Origin of the sequence: Lysinibacillus sp. FSL R5-0849 (assembly GCF_038595075.1) — a bacterium.
GTDB classification, from domain to species: domain Bacteria; phylum Bacillota; class Bacilli; order Bacillales_A; family Planococcaceae; genus Lysinibacillus; species Lysinibacillus fusiformis.
This window is the reverse complement of sequence record NZ_CP152004.1, coordinates 3,421,609-3,442,733: the sequence shown is the minus strand read 5'-3', so window position 1 is coordinate 3,442,733 and position 21,125 is coordinate 3,421,609. Positions and strand designations below refer to the sequence as shown.

The following is a 21,125-nucleotide window of genomic DNA, read 5'->3' as shown; positions in this document are numbered from 1 at the left end:
CTGTGTATGAGTTATACATTAGGCATATTAGATCAAAGTCCAATTATTGATGAAGCTACAAATGAGCAAACCTTACAAAAAACCGTCGCATTGGCACAGAAAGCGGAGCAGTTAGGCTACTCACGTTTTTGGGTATCGGAGCATCATCATACGGATGCACTAGCAGGGTCATCTCCAGAAGTATTAGTATCCTATTTACTTGCAAAAACCGCGTCTATTCGCATTGGGTCTGGTGGAGTCATGCTTCAGCATTACAGTCCATACAAAGTAGCTGAAAACTTTCATGTTCTTGCATCATTAGAGCCGGGGCGTGTTGATTTAGGCATTGGGAAGGCACCAGGTGGTTTACCGCTTTCTACAAAAGCTTTACAATATGGCACGCTCAATCAAGGAGAGGACTTTGAGGAGAGACTAACATTTTTACAGCAATTAATTGAACAAAATGTACCTACGAATCATGATCTTCATGGCGTGCAAGCAACACCCATTCCAAAAATAAAGCCGGCTCTATTCTTATTAGGGGCAAGTCCGCAAAGTGCAGAACTTGCAGGGAGACTTGGTATTGCATTTGTCTTTGCCCGATTTATTAATAGCGACAATGAATTATTGGCACAGTCGTCTAGTATTTATCGTGAACATCATCCAAATGGTCACTTTGCTGTCTCGATTGCAGCCGTTGCAGCACCGACAAATAAAGAGGCAAAAGGCTTGATAGAAGACCAAAAAATTACAAAAGTTCATTTAGCAAGCGGTAGGACATTGACTTTACAATCAGTAGAGCTAGCAGAAAAATTTGGGCAGGAATCTGGAGAGGCATATACGGTCAAACAATATGATGCGGATATTGTTTATGGGTCGCCAGAAGAAATTAAAGATCTACTAGATCATTTTCACGTGCAATATCAAATAGATGAATTCATTTTGCACACGCCTGTACGAAAGGAATTTGAACGGCAACGCTCCTTTGAGCTTTTAAGTCCTATTCATTTAAAGCTACAGCAACAAGTAACGGTAAGCTAAGGAGGAAAATTAATGACAGTGACAAGAGATATCATTGTTTGGTCGAAGCAGGGATGTAGCTATTGTGATGATATAAAAGCGTATTTACATGAACAGCATATTCCTTATAAAACAGTCGATGTAACTAATAATGATACATTTAGAGACATTCTTGACTTAAAATATGGCGTTCGTTATGTGCCGATTGTGGAAATTGGCTCGAGTGAAAGTGGTGTCTATAGAGCCATAACAGAAATTGGATTAGAGCATGTAAAGAATGCACTTGCCGTGGGCTTACCCTCACATATATAGAAGAAGGAGAGGGAAATATATGAAAAAAATATTGTTTTTGCTGTTACTTTTACTGATGACGCTATTAACAGCATGTGCGAGTTCAGAAATATCGGACGGAGGTTCAAATGAACAAAAAACAGCACAAGGTGGGAAAGATGTCCAAAAAATTATTGTCGGTACAGGTACACAATTTCCAAATATTTGTTTTATAGATGAAAAAGGAAACTTAACTGGCTATGATGTAGAACTAGTTCGAGCAATCGATGAAAAGCTACCTGAATATGAATTCGAATTGAAAACAATGGAATTTTCAAATTTATTACTAAGTTTAGAAACAAGAAAAATAGATTTTATTGCCCATCAAATGGAAGTTAATAGTGAACGAGAAGAAAAATTTTTATTTAATAAAGAACCCTATAACGTTTTCCCATTAAAGGTGACCGTTAATGAAAAGAATAATGAGATTCAATCTATTGAAGATTTGAAAGGAAAGAATGTTAGCGTTTCGCCAACAAGTAACTCCGCTGTCTTTATTGAAAAATATAATAAGGACCATCATTTAGGCGCAAATATCGTTTATTCTTCAGGTTCAGTCGATGTGAATAATCAACTGGCAAGTGGCCGTATTGATGCCATTATTACGACACCCTTTGCGGTGAAATACTATAACGAAAGCAATGAGGCACAGCAAAAGGTCGTTGGGGATGCATTATTAAATTCGAAGGTTTATTTCTTATTAAATAAGGATGAAGTGAAGTTACAAGAGCGTCTAGATGAGGCCATTGTTGAGCTAAAGAAAGAGGGAGTGATTAGCGATCTAAGTAAGAAATGGTTAGGAGATGATTACACAGTAGACTTCTAACAATCAGGAAAGGAAGAAAGAAGTATGGATAATAATTTTGATTTCGTACTTATTGCGAAAGTACTTCCGACATTGCTTCAGTATTTACCAGTAACAGCTGAAATACTAGTGTTCTCCATACTTTTTGGTATGGTGCTTGGAATTATGCTAGCTATACCAAAGCTTCTAAACGTAGCGGGATTAAAGCAACTTATTACAATTTATATTTCATTTATTCGTGGCACACCCATTTTAGTGCAGTTGTTTTTAGTATTTTATGGTGTACCAGCACTCCTCAAGCTCATTCATATTGATGTTACTCGAATGGATGCGATGTATTTTGTCATTATTACGTATACTTTGAGCAATGCGGCAGCCTTTGCTGAAATATTTCGTGCAGCTATATTAACTGTTGACCGCGGGCAAATGGAGGCAGCCTATTGTGTGGGATTAAGCGGTCCTCAGGCTTTTCTGCGAATTGTTTTCCCACAAGCAATCCGCGTTGCTTTTCCAAATATAGCGAACACAATGATTAGTTCGTTAAAAGATACATCACTCGCTTTTTCCATAGGTGTAATGGATATGGTTGGGCGTGGAGAAGCTTTAATCGCGTCCACAACTCGGGCATTTGAAATATATGTGGCATTATCGATCGTTTACTTTGCGATTGTCATAATTCTTGAAAAAATATTCAAATTCAATGAACGTTATTTCAACCGCTATATGCCAAAAGAAGTTGCCACTCATTAGGGGGAAGTACTATGACCATTGATATTGCATTTGTGTTGGTGGCTTTACGAGAAATTAGTAGAGTAATACCGCTAACTCTATTCATGACATTTACACCTATTTTATTAGGTATTGTAATAGGAATACTTATAGCCTTTGTGCGGATAAAACAAATAATATTTTTGACACCCTTCTTAAATTTTTATGTTTCCTTTTTCAGAGGCACACCTATTATAATGCATATCATGCTTGTTTATTTTGGATTACCCATGCTAGTCGATGTTGTGTCCAATATTTTCCACTTATCATTTCAATCCAGCTCCATTCCAATATTATTTTTTGTCATACTTGCACTAACATTCAGTGCAGGTGCTTATGCATCGGAAATTATTCGTTCTGGTATTTTAAGTGTACCGAAAGGGCAATTGGAAGCGGCGTATGCAATAGGTTTAACCTTTACACAAGCAATGCGACGTTATATTTTACCCCAAGCATTTGGTAAGTCCATTCCTAACTTTACGAATGTCTTTATTGGTTTTTTACATGCTACATCATTAGCCTTTTTTCTGTCGATTAAAGAATTGACAGGAGTGGCGAACATTGTTGCTTCTGTGAACTTGAAGTTTTTAGAGGCTTTCATTGCGGTTGGTATCATTTATTGGGGGATTTCAATTATTACAGAATGGATCTCACATCGTATTGAAAAAAGAGTAACGGCCTATAGTAAAAGTGGCTTATAGTAGAAAGGGGATAATATATGACAATAGCGGAAATTGTTATTGAACATTTACAAGAGGAAGATTATGCAAATTATCTTGAGGTTTTAGTAGAAAGCTATGGGCAATATGAAAAGGATTATAAGGACCCAGAGAACTGGGCTTCGTATTTAAATGATATTCGAGCATCCGTTGGCAATCCAAACGCCGAAACGATACTAGTTGCAAAGCGAGGGGATGAGATTTTAGGAGGACTACAATTATTTACCGATGCGGAGAAAGCATATGGGCTGCCTGAGCTTAATATTCAATCGACCATCGTGCGTTTATTGGGGGTCCATCCAAAAGGGAGAGGGCAGGGAGTGGCCAAGAAATTATTACAGGAAAGCTTTTCCTTTGCAAGAAAGAGACAGGATCAAGCCCTATATTTGCATTCAGGAGATATTATGCAGGCTGCCATTAATCTTTATTTATCATTAGGTTTTGTAAGAGACGAGTCGAAGGAATTTTATAAGGGAGATATATTAGTAAAGAGCTTCCGTTATGATTTATAAATAAAAACCGCTGATTATTGGAATCAGCGGTTTCTTATGGCTATAGGGAGAAAATTTTCCCTGGATTCATGATGTTAAGGGGGTCAAGTGCTATCTTAATACTTTTCATGACAGCAAGGGAGCTACCGTGTTCAGTTGCCTGATATCTCATCTTGCCAATTCCAACACCGTGTTCTCCTGTACATGTGCCTCCACGAAGTAGAGCATATTGAACGATGTGCTCGTTGAAGCGATCGGCTGTTGCCTGCTCCTCCGCATCATCGGGATTTAACATTAACAGCGCATGGAAGTTACCGTCTCCTACATGCCCGACAATTCCTCCTGCTAGTCCAACAGTATTTAGTTGCTCCCTAGCATATAAAATAGTTTCTGCAAGCATGGAAATAGGAACACAAACATCTGTCGACATAAGCTTTTTACCAGGATGAGCATGCATATAAGCATAGGCCAATGAATGGCGTGCTTCCCAAAGCTTATTACGTCCAGCATTATCGTGTTCAAACTCAACAGATAGGCAATGAAAGTCCTCAAAAATTTCTGTAGCAAATGCTATGTCTGCATGCATACCTGCTTCATTTCCATGGAACTCTAAAAAGAGTGTCGGCTTTTCGCTAAAGGCAGTGTCATTATAAATATTGGCTTGTTGAATGGAGGCCTCATCGACCAATTCCACCCGACCAACTGATATTCCTGTTTGTAATAATGCTGTGACGGAACTGACAGCATCACCGACTGTATTAAAGACAGCCCGCCCTGCGGTCACAAATTCAGGTATTCCATATACTTTCAGTGTAAGTTCTGTAAAGCAACCAAGCGTACCTTCTGAGCCAACGAATAAACCGTTTAAATGATAGCCAGATGAGGACTTCGCTGCCAAATTTCCTGTATGGATGACAGAGCCGTCTGCCAGTACTACTTCTAAATCGCGAACTTGATCCCGCATCACACCGTAGCGAACTGCAGTAGTGCCGCTAGCATTAGTAGCTGCCATACCACCTAGTGTGGCATCTGCACCCGGGTCCACTGTAAATTGTAGCCCATGCTTTTTTAATTCTTTATTCAATTGTGAACGTGTGACGCCTGGCTGTACTTTTACAAGAAGGTCTTCAGGTCTAACTTCTAAAATAGCATTCATTTCAGAGAAATCAATTGAAATACCATTTGCTATGGGAATTGCATTTCCTTCAAGACTTGAGCCAACACCGAATGGTACAACTGGAACACGTTGTGCATGCGCGACTTTTAAGATGGCACTGACATCAGCGGTGGAACGGGGAAAAACAACGATATCAGGTAAGCTCATCGGATGATGGGATTCATCCTTACCATGTAGCTGTCGTACCGTTTCGTTTGTTGACACTTGTTCTTCTAATAATACCTGTTTGAGTTGATTGATAATTAATTCTACTGCAACAGTCATTCCAATCCCTCCAAATTTTCTGATAAGTAAAACATTATCATGCATTTATTGGAAATGGAATGCATTGCTTATAAAAAATCAGTTTGCAAATGCTTTTTCTAACTTTTGAACGAATGCTTCCTGTTCAGTGGAGCTTGATTGCTTCCACCATTTTTCAAAAAATACCCCAAGTCCTGGCAGTAAATGCTCTTCTCCACGGCTAATGGCATCTTCAACAATGTCTTTAATTTCTGCTGCAGATTGACCGTGTACATTGGCTGTAATCGCATCTCTAATTTGAAAATTCATCTATTTCGCCTCCTTACTAGTAATTTGTCCAAGTATCGTTTTAATATGTACGAAATGCCAAAGAAAATATATCAAATTTACAAAAATAAGCTGTAATTATGATGAATACTGAGAGGAATTTGAACCATATTAAGCGATTAAATGATAAAAGTGAACATTCGATTTCGAGAAATATCCAGTTTAAGATAATGTCACCTAGGAATATTAGACTGTGCATAGTCGATAGGAAGAGACAAGTGACCCTTCGTAACAATCGAAAGCTCACAACTACCCAATCATTTGAGGAAGTCTTGGAAAGCGTGCAACCGATGATTAGCTCTATTCTTACAAGTTTGAGAATTTATAAAGATTATGATTATTATCGTCAAGTAGCGGCTATTGCTGTTTGGAAGGCATGGCTAAAGGCAGATCCATCAAAAGGACAATTATCTGGTTATATTTATTCCGCAATAAAAGGAGAACTATTAAATGAATTAATAAAGGAAAAAAACTATGTAGAGAAAATAGCAATAGTGGATGATGAAACCCTTGATTTTCTTCGTAATGAGCTTGAGCGGGAGGAATATAACTATCCACAAAGTTCCAACTTTCTAGAAGGTTTGATGTGCCAGTTTAAACAGGTAGAAAGGAGCATTTTATACCTATATTATGTAGAAGATCTCAGTGATCAAGACATCGCTAATCTACTAGGTTTTTCAGTAGAAGCCAGTAAAAAAAGAAGGCAAAGAATCATTAAGAAGTTAAGAAATAAGGATTTTGAAGTGAGAAAAAAGCAATAATATATCAAAAGTATGCTAATATTGTAATAAAATGAATATTAGCATACTTCACTTGAATGCATACAAATTACGATAAAAGTGTTATGATTTGTAAGTAGTCAAAGAAAAATACAATTTTACATAAATTATTCAATTGTGATAGTTAAAAATACCTAGCGATTTTTTTACATAGTAGTATGGAGGGTTTGTGTTGGGCAAATGGTTTAATCAGATCGATAAAAAAGAGGTTTGGTACATGGTATTACCATTACTGCTGGTGATACCATTATTAAGTTTTAGCAATCAAATATACGGTGTTTTTCAAGGTGAAATTTATACAAATTTAAAATTGATTATACAAGTATTAATTATTGTATTTACGATGGCAATTGCCATACAATCGTATTTAGTTTTTTCCCACTTACTATCAAATCAAACTTTATACATAGGAAATGTGTTTTTTATTTTAGCATTACTTGAATTAGTCAGTTTATTTTTTAGCCATAATCATTCCATCAGATGGGCCTTTATGGAGGATACTTTACATATATTAATACGTTTTTACTTATCACTCGGCTTTTTATTCATTATTTTATACCCTAAAAAACAATTAACAATGAAGCATCGAATCCTTAGTTATAGTGGTTCTCTACTTTTTGTTATAGCAAGTATTCTCCTAGTATATATCTCACCAAAATTATTGCCAGTGCAATGGATAGATCATATTGATAATATCGTACACCTATTTTCTATTGTTCTTCAACTGATAACGATAAACATTATTAGTAGATTTTTGAAGAAAATGCCAAAGCGTTCCATGTGGCTCATCAGTGCAGCTATCTCGCTCATTGTAAGTGATACGTTTTTCATTATAAGCCAAGATACGCATGCGATATGGGATTTCTCCGCCCTTATCTATCAATTTTTAGCATTTTACTTTTTCCTAAAGGCTATTTATTATACATCTGTTGAAAAACCATTTCAACAACTTTTAAAAATAAAGAAGGATCTTGAACAATCACAACGGGAGCTACAATTCCAAGCCTATCATGACGATATTACACTATTACCAAATGAACATTTATTACTTAAAACATTAAAAGAAAAATTACATGAAAATGGACATCAAAAGGCAATCATTGCCATTGAAATTGATCGGTTTGCAGCCATTCGTTCTTCCATAGGGATTAGTCATTCTAATAAAATGATGAAGCTAGTGGCAGAACGTATACAAACGATCTTACCACCGCATTATTTTGCGACCAAACTACAAGAGGGCCAATTTGTCATTTATATTAATCATGTAAAGACAATTGAAGAGCTATTACAATTTTGTTTGAATTTAAAAAGTGCTATGAAAAAACCTTTACAGGTACAATTATTTTCGTTAAATGGCAATTTAAATATGGGAATAGCCTTACAGGAGGAAAAATGGACGGGTGAAGAGCTATTGATGCATGCCCAATTAGCGATGCGAGAGTCTAGACAAATACCACAAAGATTTCTTTTCTATAAGCCATATATGTCTAAAGGAATAGCAGAACGTATATTGTTAGAGCAAGATTTACATAATGCGTTAGCCAATAACGAATTTTATTTAGATTATCAACCACAGGTAAATTTAAAAAGTGGTGCGATTGAGTCAGTTGAAGCATTAGTGCGCTGGCAACATCCAAATCGAGGATTTGTGTCACCTGAAATATTTATTCCGATTGCAGAAGAATGTGGTCTCATTATTCCTCTTGGCAAATGGATATTAGAAACGGCCTGTCAGCAAGCGAAACAATGGGAAGAACAAGGATTACCTCCAATCAAAGTGGCTGTTAATCTTTCACTTGGACAATTATTTCAACAGGATTTAGTTGAAATGGTGGGTGAAATATTACAGCGTTCGAAATTAGATGCTCATTATTTGCAATTAGAAATTACGGAAAGTATGACAATGAATATTGATCAAATGACACAGCTTCTGCATGAATTAAAGGCGCTAGGTATTCAAATAGCAGTCGATGATTTTGGAACAGGATATTCATCTTTATCCTATTTAAAGGATTTTCCCATTGATTGTCTAAAAATTGACCGTACTTTTGTGAGAAATGTTCAACATAATCCAAATGATGAGGCTCTTGTGTCGATGATTATTTCGATGGCGAAGCATTTACGCTTGAAGGTTGTGGCGGAGGGCATCGAAGAGGTTGAGCAGCTGTCGTTTCTGATGGAAGGTGGATGTGATTATATTCAAGGTTATTTATTTAGTAGACCGATTTCACCTCAGCAAATTTCGGAAACCTTTCATGATTTGCACCACCATGTAGATGAAGTCTTAACGCAGCTTCAATATAAAGAACATTATAGTATGTAAAGTAATGCAAAGAACCTGCTTAGGTAAAAATGAAGCAGGTTCTTTCCTTTCTAGTGAACGAGATATTCTTCCTTAAGTTCGGATATATCCACATCTGAACTTTCCCCTAAAGAACGACGTAGGAGAACAGTCGCTGTTTTCTCATCAGCATGGATTTTATCGATCCAAACGGAAACGCCATTATAGCTCACTTCATATTCTAACGGTGAGGCGACAATTTCATGTGCACGTTGAAAATCCAACTGAAGCCCCCCTTATTTTTGCTTCTTATTGTGCTGTTTTTGCGTTACTGTATTTATCAGCTCCATGAACTCTTGAGAAAATTCCTCACTAATCTTATTAGGGGCGATTTTCTGGTTTTTTGGCGTTTGAGGTAATGAACCTTTATTGTTACTTTGACCTTGTTTATTGTCTCTTCCCATGTGAGTTGCTCCTTTCAAATTGGTATATCTTAATATGGCTCTGAAATGAGTTTTTTATCATGGGAAAAAATCGGGAAATGTAGCATATCTTTATTAGTTGCGTGCACAATAAAAAAATTAAGGCTTTTTTATAGAAAAATTTTCATTTAAAAGTACCCAATTTTGTGGGAATGGGAAACCTAAAGCCCAATAACTAATTCCTCGAAGATTGTATTGTTTGACCATGTCAAATTTAGCTTGTGCACTTCTCGCATCTTCAAACCATACCTCATGATTTCTTCCTTGTTCATCGACATAACGATAAAATGGGGATTGCGCTGTTTGGTCATATTGGATGGTGGCACCATATTTAATGGCTCGATTAAGAGCCTCCTGTGGACTAAATGTCTCGGCTTCTTGACCTTTGACATGAGGTAATAACCAATCACGGGCATAGAGCTCAAAGCCTAATAAAATTTTATCCGCAGGCATTTCTGTAAGTGCATATTCAACAACTCTTCTCATCTCATTAATGGGGGAAATGGCTTGAGGAGATCCAAAACGATATCCCCATTCATACGTCATCAAAACTACAAAATCTGCTATTCGACCATGTGCCTCGTAATCATGTGCTTCATATAACGTTCCAACTTGCGTTGCACTGGTTTTAGGTGCGAGTGCAGTTGATACGAGATAACCCTTTGGATGTAGCATATCCACTGCTAATTGGATAAATGCATTGTAATTTTCTCGATCAGCAGGCAAAACATTTTCAAAATCAATATTCAAAACTTGATAGCCCTTCTCTTGCATCACCTGTAAAACATTATTCATGACTTTGACACGCAACTCTTCATTGGACAAGACAACATGTGCCAAATTAGAGCCTTCTTCTGTTGAAGTAAAATTAGTGAGCGTTAACATAGGAATGATGTTTTTAGCCTTTGCAGCTGCTATCATTTTTTCATCATTTATAGGCTGTAATGTACCGTCTTCCTTCATCTTATAAGCAAAAGGACTAAAATAAGTAAGTAGATGACCAACAGCATTAATGGAATCAATTGCTTCCTCAGGTGGTTGGTAAGAATAAGCATTTACTTCGATAAGTGGTAATTTTCTAGGGATGATTAATTGAGCACCAACATAAATCATATTAGGGTTGTTAATATGATTTGCAGCAATAATTGCTTGGATGGTCGTATCATAATTTTGAGCTATTTGCCATAAAGTTTCACCAGGCTGCACAATATGAACGACTGGTGGAATAATTAATTTAGTGCCAGGTGTTAACATATCAGGGTTCGTAAGATGATTGTCTGCAATGATTGCTTGTAGCGGAACGCCAAATTGTTGGGCAATCGACCATAATGTATCTCCGCTTTTCACGGTATAAGTGGTATACGATGAAGGGATAACAAGTGATTGTCCGATGGCTAATTGATCTGGTGTAGCTAACGCATTTAACAGGGTAATAGATTGCACAGATACCCCATAACGATTGGCAATATACCAAAGCGTTTCCCCAGCACTTACTACATGAATAATCATAGAACACCTCCTAAATGATAGTTCATTACTGCATCATATGATTCAAATGATGAAATGAGTATTTTATAAGAGATATGCAAAAGCTTAAAGCTTCAAATTCTTTCCCTAGGATACCTAGCATAGGATATGACATAAATTAGATGTGATGGGGAAGGGGTTTAAGGTGAAGAAAGCGAAGCTTACAGGTAGAATCGTTACTCCTGAAGATCCGAATTATGAACAAGCGCGGACGAATAATAATTTAAATAATTCCAAGTATCCGAGTTTAATTGTATTTTGTCAAAGAACAAAAGATGTGGTCAATGCCATAAAATGGGCAAGGGAAAACAATGAACCTTTCAGGGTTCGCAGTGGTCGGCATAGCTATGAAAATTTTTCGTTATTAAATAAGGGTCTTGTTATTGATATAAGTGACATGAATAATATCGCTATTAATCTCCAAGACATGTCGGTCAAAATCGAGGCTGGTGCCAATTTAGGAAAGGTATACAGAGAATTATGGGAAAAAGGTGTAACGATACCTGCTGGTACAGAAAGTAGCGTTGGCGTAGTTGGCTTAACCCTTGGTGGAGGGATTGGCATGCTGTCACGACTTTTTGGGCTAACTTGTGATAATCTCCTGGAAATAGAGATAGTGATTGCAAGTGGACAGGATGGTGCCAAGATGATCCAAGCAAATAGGCAACACAATAATGACCTTTTTTGGGCCAGTTGTGGTGGCGGTGGTGGGAATTTCGGTATTGTCACTTCATTAACATTCAAGCTCCATGCTATCAGTGAAGTTTCGCTCTTTTCCATCACATGGGGATGGAGTGATTTTGAGCTTGCTTTTGATACATGGCAAAAATGGGCTCCATTTACTGATAGTCGTCTGACATCACAAATTGAATTAAAGACGAAGGAAGTTGGGGAGATCGTATCTCAAGGAGAATTTGTGGGTTCCACAGCGGAATTAAAAAAACTTCTTCGACCATTAAGAAAGGCAGGTTCACCAATAAATATATGGATAAAGGAAGTACCCTATATAAAGGCAGTAGAATTTTTTGATCTACCAAGTGGTAATCAACCAATGCTCTATAAAAGATCAGGTTCTTTTATTGAGAGACCGCTTCCTTTTGAGGCCATTAAGAGAATGAAGGAATTTTTAACGCATGCCCCTAATCCAAATACGACAATTTGGCAGCAATCCTTAAGAGGAGCCGTCAGTGAAATTGCTCCAAATCACACAGCCTATTTCTACCGAAATGCCATAATGGCTCAAGAATACAATACCTCTTGGAAAAACCCAGATGATGAAAGGCAAAATATAAAATGGGTGGAGGACATACGGAGGGCTTTATCTCCATATACCACAGGCGATTATGTCAATTTCCCCGATCGATTTATTCAAGATTGGCCAACAGCCTATTATGGTCGTAATTTTAGAAGGTTGAGAGAAGTGAAAACAAAATATGATCCATTTAATGTATTTCAATTTCCGCAAAGTATTCCGCCTATTAGCAAATGGTTATAGTCTATAAGATGAGCAGTATGCGGACGCATTGCTGCTCTCTTCTTATAGTGAAAGCATGTCCAATCTATAAGTGGAAATTAATCTTGATAATTACAGGACCAAAGGTCACAATAAAACTATTACATATATTTCTAAAAAGGAGTTAGCAGGATGGAAAATATTGTTGTTCGTAATCATGTGAAAGTAATTGGACAAGGAGATCAACCGATTATTTTTGGACATGGTTTTGGCTGTGATCAAAACATGTGGCGTTTTATTACGCCTGCATTTATGGACAAATATAAAATTATATTATTCGATTATGTCGGATCTGGAAGCTCAGATAAAAATGCCTATACATCAGAGAAATATCAAAATTTGCAAGGCTACGTGCAAGATTTATTGGATGTTATTGAATCTTTAAAATTACAGCAAAGTATTTTTGTAGGGCATTCTATTAGTTCTATGATTGGATTACTTGCATCCATCAAACGACCTGAATACTTTAAAAAATTGATTATGATTGGACCTTCTCCGTGTTATTTAAATGATGGTGAATATATGGGTGGATTTGAGCGTAGTGATATTTCGGAATTATTAGATATGATGGAAATGAACTTTGCTGGTTGGGCAAGTTATATGGCTCCTATCGCAATGAGCAATCCTGAAAATCCAGCATTAACGGATGAGCTCAAACAAACATTTAAATCTGCAGATCCTGTCATTGCGAGAGAATTTGCCGAGGTAACATTTTTATCGGATCATCGAAATGAATTATCAAAGGTAACAGTCCCAGTTTTAATTATCCAATGCTCTGAGGACAGTATTGTGCCTATAAGTGTAGGAGATTATTTACATAAACATATTAAAGGCAGTACTTTTAGCTTAATGGAAGCGAAAGGACATTACCCTCACATTAGTCACCCAAATGAAACCATCCAGTGTATTACGGGTTTTTTGTAGGGAAGAATAATGAAAGGATTATTGTAAATGGAACAACGACTTAATGATGCGCCATGTGGTTTTCTTTCCATCACTCACGAAGGAGTAATTGCAGAGGTCAATCACACCTTATTAAATTGGATAGGCTTTGAGCAGGTAGATTTGCTGCAACAACATCTAGAGGTACTTCTATCTACTGCTAATAAATTAATTTTTCACTCGTATTTTTATCCGATGATAAATTTAGAACAGCAAGTAGAGGAATTGTTTATTCATCTCAAACATAAGGAAGGGATGGCTATACCATTTCTAATGAATGCTAGATTGTACAAGGAAGATACGGTAGAGCGAATTGATTGTATTTTAGTCAAAATGCAAAAGCGTATTGATTATGAACAAGAGTTACGTTCAGCTAAAAAGCTGCTAGAGGCAGCCTACCAAGAAAAAGAACAGGCATTAGCCAATTTGGAGCAAATTCATGTAGAAATCGAACAACAACAGGCAAAATTATTAGCCGTGAATGCTACTTTAATTGAATTGTCGGAGACAGACAAACTTACGGGTTTGAAAAATAGAAGATTCTTTCAAGATAAACTTGAACAACAGCTCAATAGTTATTATGAATCAGCTAAGCCTTTCTCACTATGTATTCTTGATATTGACCATTTTAAAAAAGTTAATGATACGTTTGGACATCAAGTAGGTGACGATGTTCTTGCTCAATTGGCACAGCTATTAACACAACGAGCGCGTAAAGAAGATACCGTTGCTCGTTATGGTGGTGAGGAATTTGTCATGATTTTACCGGAAACTGAGATTGCCGCAGCAAAAGAGTTAGGGGAGCAAATTAGAAAAACAGTTGCGTTAGATCATTGGCCAGCTGGTCAGGTGACGATAAGTATTGGAATGGCAACCGTCACATCAGAAGATACTGGTACGACATTGCTAAAAAATGCGGATGATGCCTTGTATGCATCGAAAAAAAATGGTCGTAACCAAGTGACTCATTTTTTTGATATGAAGTAAATATGTGTTATGGCTCCGCTAATAATTTTTTAATGGAAGGTAAATCGGCAGGTGCAAAAGAAAGCTTAAGCAATTGCTGACGAGGAACCCATTTTGCTTCAGCGTGTTCCAATATTTGTGGAGTACCTTTAATAATAGTGGCTAGATAAGTTTCTAGGTGAACAAAAAATTGTTCGTATTCATAAAGAGTTTTGGTCACTGGCTCACCAACTTGAATGACGCAGTTGAATTCCTCAAGGATTTCTCGATAAAGTGCTTGCTGGGGAGTTTCGCCGGGTTCAATTTTACCGCCAGGGAATTCCCAATAATTAGCGAGTACCATATGGGCATTTCTTAAAGCACAGAAAATTTCTTGTTGATCATTTTCAATAATGGCACCAACTACATGTATTGTTTTTTTCATCCTGATCACCTTTTTTCTCGATACTGTAAAATTATTACAAAGTATGTATCATTATAACATGGTGGAGTTGTTAGACACAGCATTAAAATTACACTTGTCCTAGAAAAAAACAGTTTTCTCACATAGCTATGAAATTTAGTATTTACTAAGGTATAATAATGGTCAATATATAGGAAAAAGGCGGTAAGAGGTAGCAATGAAGAGAATCGAATCTACGCAAAATGCGCTAGTGAAATATTGGAAAAAATTAGCGACAACACGAAAAGAACGGGAACGATCAGGTGAATTCATAGTGGAAGGCTTTCACCTTGTAGAAGAAGCATTAAAAAATAAAGAGCAAGTCCTGCAAATTATTGTACGTGAAGGTGTAGATTTACCGATGCTATGGCCAATTGATGGCATTGCTATTGTAGAGGTTACGTCAGTAGTAGCGAAGGAATTTGCGGAAACAGAAACGTCACAAGGTGTTTTTGCTATTTGTAGACAGCCTGCATTAGAGGAGGAAGTAAAGGCATCCTGGCGTAAAGTGTTATTGATCGATGCTGTTCAAGACCCAGGCAATATTGGGACGATGATTCGTACAGCCGATGCAGCTGGATTAGATGCCGTTATTTTAGGGAAGGGCTGTGCCGATGTCTACAACCCTAAAACGTTACGAGCTGCACAAGGCTCACATTTCCACATCCCTGTAGTACGTGAAGAGTTAACGGAATGTGTAGACTTTTTACAGGATCAAGGAGTTCCAGTATTTGGTACGGCATTGGATGAAGACGCCGTGCCATATAGCGACATTCAGCATACTGGTGCATTTGCGATTATTATGGGGAATGAAGGTAGTGGTATTCAGCCACAGCTTTTAGCAATGACAGACCAAAATATAATCATTCCAATTTTTGGTCAGGCTGAATCACTTAATGTAGCTGTAGCAACTGGTATAGTTTTATATGGTTTTGTGAAATAACTGACAGAATCATGCGGGTTTCCGCTAGTTGCCCCTTGATTTGCAACTGATCGTTATTGTATAATCAATTCTAAAATGTAAGTTTAAATATGAAATGCTATGACCGGGAAGTAGTAAAGATTGTGAATGGACGACAGGGAGCGTGTGGCCGGAGATTGAGAGCCAACGCCGTACCGATGCAATTTTGAATTCAGCCCGCGAGCAGCTACCGGGACCAGCTTGATGCTGTAAAGGTAAGCCGGCTTTATCAAGTCGTTATGTGAATGAAGTGATTGTAAGGATATTGGCCTTGCAATAACTAGGGTGGTACCGCGAATATGTCCTCGTCCCTTTTTTAGGGGCGAGTTTTTTTATGCCTAAAAACAGGCGTTAATTTTCTAAGGAGGTTTTAACATGGAAGAGCAATTAAAACAATTAGAGCAAGAAGCACTTGCTAAAATTGAAGCAGCAGCAAGTCTAAAAGAATTAAATGAAGTGCGTGTTGCATATTTAGGGAAAAAAGGACCTATTACTGATTTATTAAAAGGAATGGGTAAATTATCAGCTGAAGAGCGACCAAAAATGGGTGCTTTAGTGAATAATGTTCGTGAAAACGTAACGGCAGTATTAGAGTCAAAAGCTGCTGTACTTGAAGAAGCGGCTATTGCTGAAAAATTAGCAAGTGAGTCGATTGATGTTACTTTACCTGGACGTGAAATAAAAGTAGGGAATCGCCATCCATTGACACGTGTCATTGAGGAAATTGAAGATTTATTTATTGGCATGGGCTATGAAATTGCAGAGGGTCCTGAAGTAGAGAAGGACTACTATAACTTTGAAGCATTAAATTTACCAAAGGGTCATCCCGCTCGTGATATGCAAGACTCGTTCTATATTTCCGAGGAAATATTATTACGTACTCATACATCGCCTGTACAGGCTCGTACTATGGAAGCTAAAAAAGGTGAATCTATTCGTATCATATGTCCAGGAAAAGTATTCCGTCGTGATAATGATGATGCCACGCACTCACATCAATTTATGCAAATTGAAGGTTTAGTAATTGGCGAAAATATTCGTATGAGTGATCTAAAAGGAACTTTAGATACTTTAGCAAAAAAAATGTTTGGTGCTGAACGTGAAATTCGACTTCGTCCGAGCTTCTTCCCATTCACAGAACCATCTGTTGAAATGGATATCTCGTGCTTTAAATGCGGTGGTGCAGGATGTAACGTATGTAAGAGCACTGGCTGGATTGAAATACTAGGCGCAGGTATGGTTCATCCAAACGTCTTAGAAATGGCTGGCTATGATCCGAAGAAAGTTTCTGGTTTCGCATTTGGTATTGGTGCAGAGCGTATTGCCATGTTGAAATATGGTGTCGATGATATTCGACATTTCTATACGAGTGACACTCGTTTCTTATCACAATTCGAGCGAACAGAGGCGTAAGGGGGATAAAACATGTTAGTTTCATTAGAATGGTTAAAAGATTATGTCAATACACAGGACTTAGCACCTGAGCTATTAGCAGAAAAAATTACACGTTCAGGAATTGAAGTAGACGCAGTCATTGATCGTGCAAATGCAATGGAAAAAGTTGTAGTCGGATATGTGGTATCAAAGGAAAAACATCCAGAAGCCGATAAATTAAATATTTGTCAAGTGGATGTTGGTGAAGAAGAGCCTCAACAAATTATTTGTGGTGCTCCCAATGTAGATGCTGGTCAAAAAGTAATTGTGGCTCGCCCAGGTGCCCATTTGCCAGGCGGTATTAAAATTAAAAAAGCTAAACTTCGTGGACATGAATCAAATGGCATGATTTGTTCATTACAAGAGCTAGGTATTGAAGGAAAGCTTGTACCTAAAGCTTACTCTGAGGGCATTTACGTACTTCCAGAAGATGCGCAAGTAGGAACGGACGCACTGGCTATTCTAGGCTTACGAGATACAGTGCTAGAGCTTGGTTTAACACCAAATCGATCAGATGCCCTTTCAATGCTAGGTGTAGCATATGAGGTGGGTGCTATCCTGTCAGAGGAAGTAAAGTATCCAGATATTTCTTATCAAGCTGCCAGCGAAAAAGCAGAGGATTTACTAAAGCTTCGTGTGGAAGATATGCAAGCAAACCCAATGTACGTCGCAAAAGTTGTGAAAAACGTCAAAATTGGGGAGTCACCAATGTGGCTTCAAAATCGTTTGATGGCAGCAGGTGTACGCCCGCATAATAACGTAGTGGACGTAACGAATTATGTGTTAATGGAATATGGTCAACCACTTCATGCCTTTGACTATGATAGTCTAGCAACAGGTGAAATCGTTGTTCGTAAAGCAACGGAGGGTGAGAAAATCACAACTTTGGATGACCAAGAACGTACCTTAAAAGCGTCAGATTTAGTTATTACGAATGGCAAAGAGCCAGTTGCTATTGCTGGTGTAATGGGTGGTGCTAATTCTGAGGTAACAGATTCTACAACGACTGTTGTCATTGAATCGGCTTATTTCGACGACTTAACAGTGCGTCAAACATCTCGTCATCTTGGCCTTCGATCTGATGCATCTGCCCGCTTTGAAAAAGGGGTAGACCCGAATCGTGTTTTACCTGCAGCTGAACGTGCTGCAACATTACTTGCTGCATTAGCTGGTGGTGAAGTATTGGAAGGTACATGTGTGGTAGACGATTTAGATAAAACACCAGCGCGTGTTGTCGTATCACCAGATTTTATTAACGAACGTTTAGGCATGAAAATCGCATTAGAGGATATGCTTTCTATTTTAGAGCGCTTAAAATTCGGAGTAGAAGCTGCAAATGGTTTATTAATTATTGATGCACCAACACGTCGTCAGGATATTAAAATCGAAGAGGATATCGTAGAGGAAATTGCTCGTCTTTATGGCTACGACGAGATTCCAACGACATTACCAGAGGGTGCTACACAAGTAGGTAGTTTAACAGCTTATCAAGCTAATCGTCGTGTTGTTCGTAATTATATGGAGAGTGCTGGCTTGTATCAAGCTGTGACGTATTCATTAACATCTGATGTGCTGTCACAACGATTTGCATTGAAAGCTGAACCAGTCACTCGTTTACTAATGCCTATGAGTGAAGAACGCTCTACATTACGACAAAGCCTAGTTCCACACTTAATTGAAGCAGCAGCCTATAATGTTGCCCGCCAAGCAGACAGTGTAGCTCTATATGAAATCGGCTCAGTATTCCTTGGTCAATCGGAGGAAGGGCAACCTTTCGAAGAAGAGCATCTTGCAGTAGTCCTTACAGGGAAATGGCTAGATCACGCATGGCAAGGCGAGAAAAAAGCCGTAGATTTCTTCGTCTTAAAAGGTGTAATAGAAGGTGTTATTGGCAAGCTTGGCCTAGGAAATCGCATTTCATTTGAAAAAGCACAAATTGATGGATTACACCCAGGTCGTACAGCTAGTATAGTATTGGATGGCGAGCAAGTGGGTATTATTGGTGGACTACACCCTGCAGAGGAAAAGGCATGGGGTGTAAAAGATACGTATGTTATGGAAATGAACCTTGTTGCTCTATTAAATGCAACTGATCAAGAAGCGCCACTTTCCTACAAACCAGTACCTCGTTTCCCTGCGATGTCTCGTGATATTGCGCTTATTATGGATCGTACAACAACTGCAGGCGAAGTCGTAAAAGCTATTAATGTAGCTGGTGTGAAATTATTGAAGGATATCCGCGTATTTGACGTATACGAGGGTGAGAAAATGGAGCAAGGGAAAAAATCCGTAGCATTCTCGCTCACATACTTCGACCCAGAACGCACGTTAACAGACGAAGAAGTAGTAGCTGCACACAATAAAGTACTAAAAGCAATTGCTACAATCGATGGTACAGAAGTACGCTAAAATTATAAAAAGACTGTCGTACTAGATAGTCTCAGACTTAGTCAAAAGTCATCGAGAAGTTTACTCTCGATGGCTTTTGTCATTTTTCTTACACGGTCATAAGGATAATGACTTTCTCATGGGAAATAACGCCTTTACTTTATTTTGGTAAAGAAAAAAGACTGTCATCTAGACAATCTTTTTCGTTTGGAGCTTCATGTTTTTTAAATCATCTTTCTCGCTTTTTCTGTATTAGCAAAATGCCATTTTGTAATGGAGCGTAGAAATTCTTCGCCCTGTTTACGCCAAATACGTGCAGCTTGCACATCTACCTTGTTGGAGGCCCCTTTCATTAACTCTAAACCCGCTATTTCACTGAGACGATCCATTTCCTTTAAAAACGCAGCACGAGCTAGAATGGATGCTGTAGCCACGGCTACATGTAATTGCTCGGCTTTAGTAGAAAAGTACACGCTTTCCTGTACAATTTCTCGTTCGTTTTTTAAGTAATTGTAATAAACGCCTCGTTCTGCAAACTGATCAATTAAAATACATTCAGGTTTTTCAGGAGCCATTTTTGTCATTGTGTTTTGCAGTGCCTTGTTATGCATCATGGCTTTCATTTTCCCTTGGGAGTAGCCCTTTGCCTGTAAGCTGTTATATTTTTCATTGCGTAAGACGAGAACACTATGAACGCAAGCTGCGCGTAAATCAGGAGCAATTTTCCGCATGTAATCATCCGATAACAATTTTGAATCTTTGACACCAAGCTCATTGATCAGTTCAATTTTGGAGGCAGGTACATATACGGCAGCTACTGTAATAGGGCCAAAATAATCACCAGTGCCTGTTTCATCTGAGCCTAATACGGACATCGTTGCAAATTGGTCGGGTAGTGTATCACCCTTTGCTCCAATACTAGATGCTTTCGAGTTCGATGTTTTTTCAATGGTCCCCCAGCGGGCAGCTTCACGTTCAGCTCCACCACCCTGAAACATTAATTTTCCTGATTTATACATGGTTATGGAGGTATCTGGTAGTTTTGCGGCGAAGATTACACCAGCAGCCTTGCGTTCAATATAATTGGATGCATAGTATGCCATCACCTCTTTTTGAATATTTGTTGAAATGGAAAGTACAATATTTGACATTTAATCGATCCTTTCTGTCCTCATTGTTCACAATTTTATACCTTTCATGGTATGATAATAAATAGCTTTTTTGTGTGATGGTGCTAGCAAGCCAAAAAAATCTTGCATGTATCGAATTTATAGGAGGGTGCGACTATGGAAAAACAAGAAAAGAATAAAATTTCTGTGGAAATATATGGTCATACATATAAAATGGTCGGCTTGGAATCCATTGGCCATATGCGACTTGTTGCTTCGATTGTTGATGACCGTATGCGCGAGATGAACGTACATAATCCCTCACTTGATAGCACAAAACTTGCTGTTCTGACAGCAGTAAATACAGTACATGATCATTTACTATTAAAAGAGCGGCTGGAGCAGCTGGAAGAAGAATTGAAAAAATTAAAGGGTTGAAGAG

Annotated in this window: 22 protein-coding genes; 15 read left to right on the top strand and 7 right to left on the bottom strand. The window is 38.0% G+C overall.

From position 1 onward, the window contains the following. Positions 1 to 6 precede the first annotated feature (6 nt). Genes MKY80_RS16920 through MKY80_RS16895 form a run of 6 tightly spaced genes read left to right on the top strand, consistent with a single transcriptional unit; the run spans position 7 to position 4,133 of the window. Positions 7 to 1,020, top strand: a complete 1,014-nt coding sequence (locus MKY80_RS16920; RefSeq protein ID WP_090002318.1) for an LLM class flavin-dependent oxidoreductase — start codon at positions 7 to 9, stop codon at positions 1,018 to 1,020. A 12-nt stretch (positions 1,021 to 1,032) separates the two neighbouring features. After that, positions 1,033 to 1,311 carry a glutaredoxin family protein gene (locus MKY80_RS16915; RefSeq protein WP_008179243.1) on the top strand — a complete coding sequence of 93 codons (279 nt, stop codon included), beginning with the start codon at positions 1,033 to 1,035 and terminating at the stop codon, positions 1,309 to 1,311. Between the two features lie 19 nt (positions 1,312 to 1,330). After that, entirely contained in the window at positions 1,331 to 2,155 is an 825-nt protein-coding gene (locus MKY80_RS16910; protein ID WP_090002316.1) for a transporter substrate-binding domain-containing protein, read from the top strand. A 24-nt stretch (positions 2,156 to 2,179) separates the two neighbouring features. Beyond that, positions 2,180 to 2,884 (top strand): amino acid ABC transporter permease, encoded by a 705-nt coding sequence (locus tag MKY80_RS16905; RefSeq protein WP_090002314.1) that lies wholly within the window; start codon positions 2,180 to 2,182, stop codon positions 2,882 to 2,884. 11 nt (positions 2,885 to 2,895) lie between these two features. Then, on the top strand, positions 2,896 to 3,603 hold the full coding sequence (locus MKY80_RS16900; RefSeq protein WP_342530363.1) for an amino acid ABC transporter permease: 708 nt from the start codon (positions 2,896 to 2,898) through the stop codon (positions 3,601 to 3,603). 17 nt (positions 3,604 to 3,620) lie between these two features. Further along, positions 3,621 to 4,133 carry a GNAT family N-acetyltransferase gene (locus tag MKY80_RS16895; protein ID WP_025114512.1) on the top strand — a complete coding sequence of 171 codons (513 nt, stop codon included), beginning with the start codon at positions 3,621 to 3,623 and terminating at the stop codon, positions 4,131 to 4,133. A 40-nt stretch (positions 4,134 to 4,173) separates the two neighbouring features. On the opposite strand, the gene MKY80_RS16890 is transcribed toward MKY80_RS16895, so the two are convergent. Beyond that, a complete protein-coding gene (locus tag MKY80_RS16890; RefSeq protein WP_090002310.1) occupies positions 4,174 to 5,553 on the bottom strand; it encodes an FAD-linked oxidase C-terminal domain-containing protein in 1,380 nt (459 codons plus the stop codon). Between the two features lie 78 nt (positions 5,554 to 5,631). Next, entirely contained in the window at positions 5,632 to 5,841 is a 210-nt protein-coding gene (gene sspI / locus MKY80_RS16885; RefSeq protein WP_008179231.1) for a small acid-soluble spore protein SspI, read from the bottom strand. A gap of 188 nt (positions 5,842 to 6,029) precedes the next feature. Here sspI and MKY80_RS16880 point away from each other — a divergent pair, with 188 nt between their 5' ends. Next, complete coding sequence (locus MKY80_RS16880; protein WP_170844094.1) at positions 6,030 to 6,620, top strand: sigma-70 family RNA polymerase sigma factor; 591 nt, start codon at positions 6,030 to 6,032, stop codon at positions 6,618 to 6,620. A gap of 190 nt (positions 6,621 to 6,810) precedes the next feature. Next, on the top strand, positions 6,811 to 8,961 hold the full coding sequence (locus MKY80_RS16875) for an EAL domain-containing protein (protein WP_342530358.1): 2,151 nt from the start codon (positions 6,811 to 6,813) through the stop codon (positions 8,959 to 8,961). Between the two features lie 50 nt (positions 8,962 to 9,011). Here MKY80_RS16875 and MKY80_RS16870 read toward each other — a convergent pair whose 3' ends face one another. The 3 genes from MKY80_RS16870 to MKY80_RS16860 all read right to left on the bottom strand — a co-directional run bounded on the left by MKY80_RS16870 (position 9,012) and on the right by MKY80_RS16860 (position 10,910). Beyond that, positions 9,012 to 9,203, bottom strand: coding sequence for an H-type small acid-soluble spore protein (locus tag MKY80_RS16870; protein ID WP_089985723.1), 192 nt, complete (start codon positions 9,201 to 9,203; stop codon positions 9,012 to 9,014). A 12-nt stretch (positions 9,204 to 9,215) separates the two neighbouring features. Beyond that, positions 9,216 to 9,383 (bottom strand): YfhD family protein, encoded by a 168-nt coding sequence (locus MKY80_RS16865; RefSeq protein ID WP_107922400.1) that lies wholly within the window; start codon positions 9,381 to 9,383, stop codon positions 9,216 to 9,218. 117 nt (positions 9,384 to 9,500) lie between these two features. Beyond that, entirely contained in the window at positions 9,501 to 10,910 is a 1,410-nt protein-coding gene (locus tag MKY80_RS16860; RefSeq protein WP_342530355.1) for a LysM peptidoglycan-binding domain-containing protein, read from the bottom strand. Positions 10,911 to 11,073: 163 nt separating this feature from the next. Between MKY80_RS16860 and MKY80_RS16855 the strand changes: the two genes are divergently transcribed. From MKY80_RS16855 to MKY80_RS16845, 3 genes are all read left to right on the top strand, one after another. Further along, positions 11,074 to 12,423 carry an FAD-binding oxidoreductase gene (locus MKY80_RS16855; protein WP_090002308.1) on the top strand — a complete coding sequence of 450 codons (1,350 nt, stop codon included), beginning with the start codon at positions 11,074 to 11,076 and terminating at the stop codon, positions 12,421 to 12,423. A gap of 150 nt (positions 12,424 to 12,573) precedes the next feature. Further along, entirely contained in the window at positions 12,574 to 13,365 is a 792-nt protein-coding gene (locus tag MKY80_RS16850; protein ID WP_090002306.1) for an alpha/beta hydrolase, read from the top strand. Between the two features lie 27 nt (positions 13,366 to 13,392). Then, positions 13,393 to 14,370: a sensor domain-containing diguanylate cyclase gene (locus tag MKY80_RS16845; protein WP_008179216.1), complete on the top strand. Its 978-nt coding sequence runs from the start codon at positions 13,393 to 13,395 to the stop codon at positions 14,368 to 14,370. A gap of 7 nt (positions 14,371 to 14,377) precedes the next feature. On the opposite strand, the gene MKY80_RS16840 is transcribed toward MKY80_RS16845, so the two are convergent. Next, positions 14,378 to 14,773: a (deoxy)nucleoside triphosphate pyrophosphohydrolase gene (locus MKY80_RS16840; RefSeq protein ID WP_342530352.1), complete on the bottom strand. Its 396-nt coding sequence runs from the start codon at positions 14,771 to 14,773 to the stop codon at positions 14,378 to 14,380. Positions 14,774 to 14,969: 196 nt separating this feature from the next. Here MKY80_RS16840 and MKY80_RS16835 point away from each other — a divergent pair, with 196 nt between their 5' ends. The 3 genes from MKY80_RS16835 to pheT all read left to right on the top strand — a co-directional run bounded on the left by MKY80_RS16835 (position 14,970) and on the right by pheT (position 19,595). Continuing rightward, positions 14,970 to 15,734: an RNA methyltransferase gene (locus MKY80_RS16835; protein WP_096365028.1), complete on the top strand. Its 765-nt coding sequence runs from the start codon at positions 14,970 to 14,972 to the stop codon at positions 15,732 to 15,734. 393 nt (positions 15,735 to 16,127) lie between these two features. Then, on the top strand, positions 16,128 to 17,165 hold the full coding sequence (gene pheS, locus MKY80_RS16830) for a phenylalanine--tRNA ligase subunit alpha (RefSeq protein WP_008179193.1): 1,038 nt from the start codon (positions 16,128 to 16,130) through the stop codon (positions 17,163 to 17,165). A 12-nt stretch (positions 17,166 to 17,177) separates the two neighbouring features. Next, entirely contained in the window at positions 17,178 to 19,595 is a 2,418-nt protein-coding gene (gene pheT / locus MKY80_RS16825; RefSeq protein WP_239354830.1) for a phenylalanine--tRNA ligase subunit beta, read from the top strand. Positions 19,596 to 19,798: 203 nt separating this feature from the next. Here pheT and rnhC read toward each other — a convergent pair whose 3' ends face one another. Continuing rightward, positions 19,799 to 20,725 carry a ribonuclease HIII gene (rnhC, locus tag MKY80_RS16820; RefSeq protein WP_342530348.1) on the bottom strand — a complete coding sequence of 309 codons (927 nt, stop codon included), beginning with the start codon at positions 20,723 to 20,725 and terminating at the stop codon, positions 19,799 to 19,801. 135 nt (positions 20,726 to 20,860) lie between these two features. On the opposite strand from rnhC, the gene zapA reads away from it, so the two are divergent. After that, a complete protein-coding gene (zapA, locus tag MKY80_RS16815) occupies positions 20,861 to 21,121 on the top strand; it encodes a cell division protein ZapA (protein ID WP_008179187.1) in 261 nt (86 codons plus the stop codon). Positions 21,122 to 21,125: the final 4 nt, after the last annotated feature.

Bases quoted from the DNA above. Each gene is read 5' to 3' on its own strand.
- MKY80_RS16920 (WP_090002318.1), top strand. From the start codon at position 7: ATGAGTTATACATTAGGCATATTAGATCAAAGTCCAATTATTGATGAA.
- MKY80_RS16915 (WP_008179243.1), top strand. From the start codon at position 1,033: ATGACAGTGACAAGAGATATCATTGTTTGGTCGAAGCAGGGATGTAGC.
- MKY80_RS16910 (WP_090002316.1), top strand. From the start codon at position 1,331: ATGAAAAAAATATTGTTTTTGCTGTTACTTTTACTGATGACGCTATTA.
- MKY80_RS16905 (WP_090002314.1), top strand. From the start codon at position 2,180: ATGGATAATAATTTTGATTTCGTACTTATTGCGAAAGTACTTCCGACA.
- MKY80_RS16900 (WP_342530363.1), top strand. From the start codon at position 2,896: ATGACCATTGATATTGCATTTGTGTTGGTGGCTTTACGAGAAATTAGT.
- MKY80_RS16895 (WP_025114512.1), top strand. From the start codon at position 3,621: ATGACAATAGCGGAAATTGTTATTGAACATTTACAAGAGGAAGATTAT.
- MKY80_RS16890 (WP_090002310.1), bottom strand. From the start codon at position 5,553: ATGACTGTTGCAGTAGAATTAATTATCAATCAACTCAAACAGGTATTA.
- sspI (WP_008179231.1), bottom strand. From the start codon at position 5,841: ATGAATTTTCAAATTAGAGATGCGATTACAGCCAATGTACACGGTCAA.
- MKY80_RS16880 (WP_170844094.1), top strand. From the start codon at position 6,030: ATGTCACCTAGGAATATTAGACTGTGCATAGTCGATAGGAAGAGACAA.
- MKY80_RS16865 (WP_107922400.1), bottom strand. From the start codon at position 9,383: ATGGGAAGAGACAATAAACAAGGTCAAAGTAACAATAAAGGTTCATTA.
- MKY80_RS16860 (WP_342530355.1), bottom strand. From the start codon at position 10,910: ATGATTATTCATGTAGTAAGTGCTGGGGAAACGCTTTGGTATATTGCC.
- MKY80_RS16850 (WP_090002306.1), top strand. From the start codon at position 12,574: ATGGAAAATATTGTTGTTCGTAATCATGTGAAAGTAATTGGACAAGGA.
- MKY80_RS16845 (WP_008179216.1), top strand. From the start codon at position 13,393: ATGGAACAACGACTTAATGATGCGCCATGTGGTTTTCTTTCCATCACT.
- MKY80_RS16840 (WP_342530352.1), bottom strand. From the start codon at position 14,773: ATGAAAAAAACAATACATGTAGTTGGTGCCATTATTGAAAATGATCAA.
- MKY80_RS16835 (WP_096365028.1), top strand. From the start codon at position 14,970: ATGAAGAGAATCGAATCTACGCAAAATGCGCTAGTGAAATATTGGAAA.
- pheS (WP_008179193.1), top strand. From the start codon at position 16,128: ATGGAAGAGCAATTAAAACAATTAGAGCAAGAAGCACTTGCTAAAATT.
- pheT (WP_239354830.1), top strand. From the start codon at position 17,178: ATGTTAGTTTCATTAGAATGGTTAAAAGATTATGTCAATACACAGGAC.
- rnhC (WP_342530348.1), bottom strand. From the start codon at position 20,725: ATGTCAAATATTGTACTTTCCATTTCAACAAATATTCAAAAAGAGGTG.
- zapA (WP_008179187.1), top strand. From the start codon at position 20,861: ATGGAAAAACAAGAAAAGAATAAAATTTCTGTGGAAATATATGGTCAT.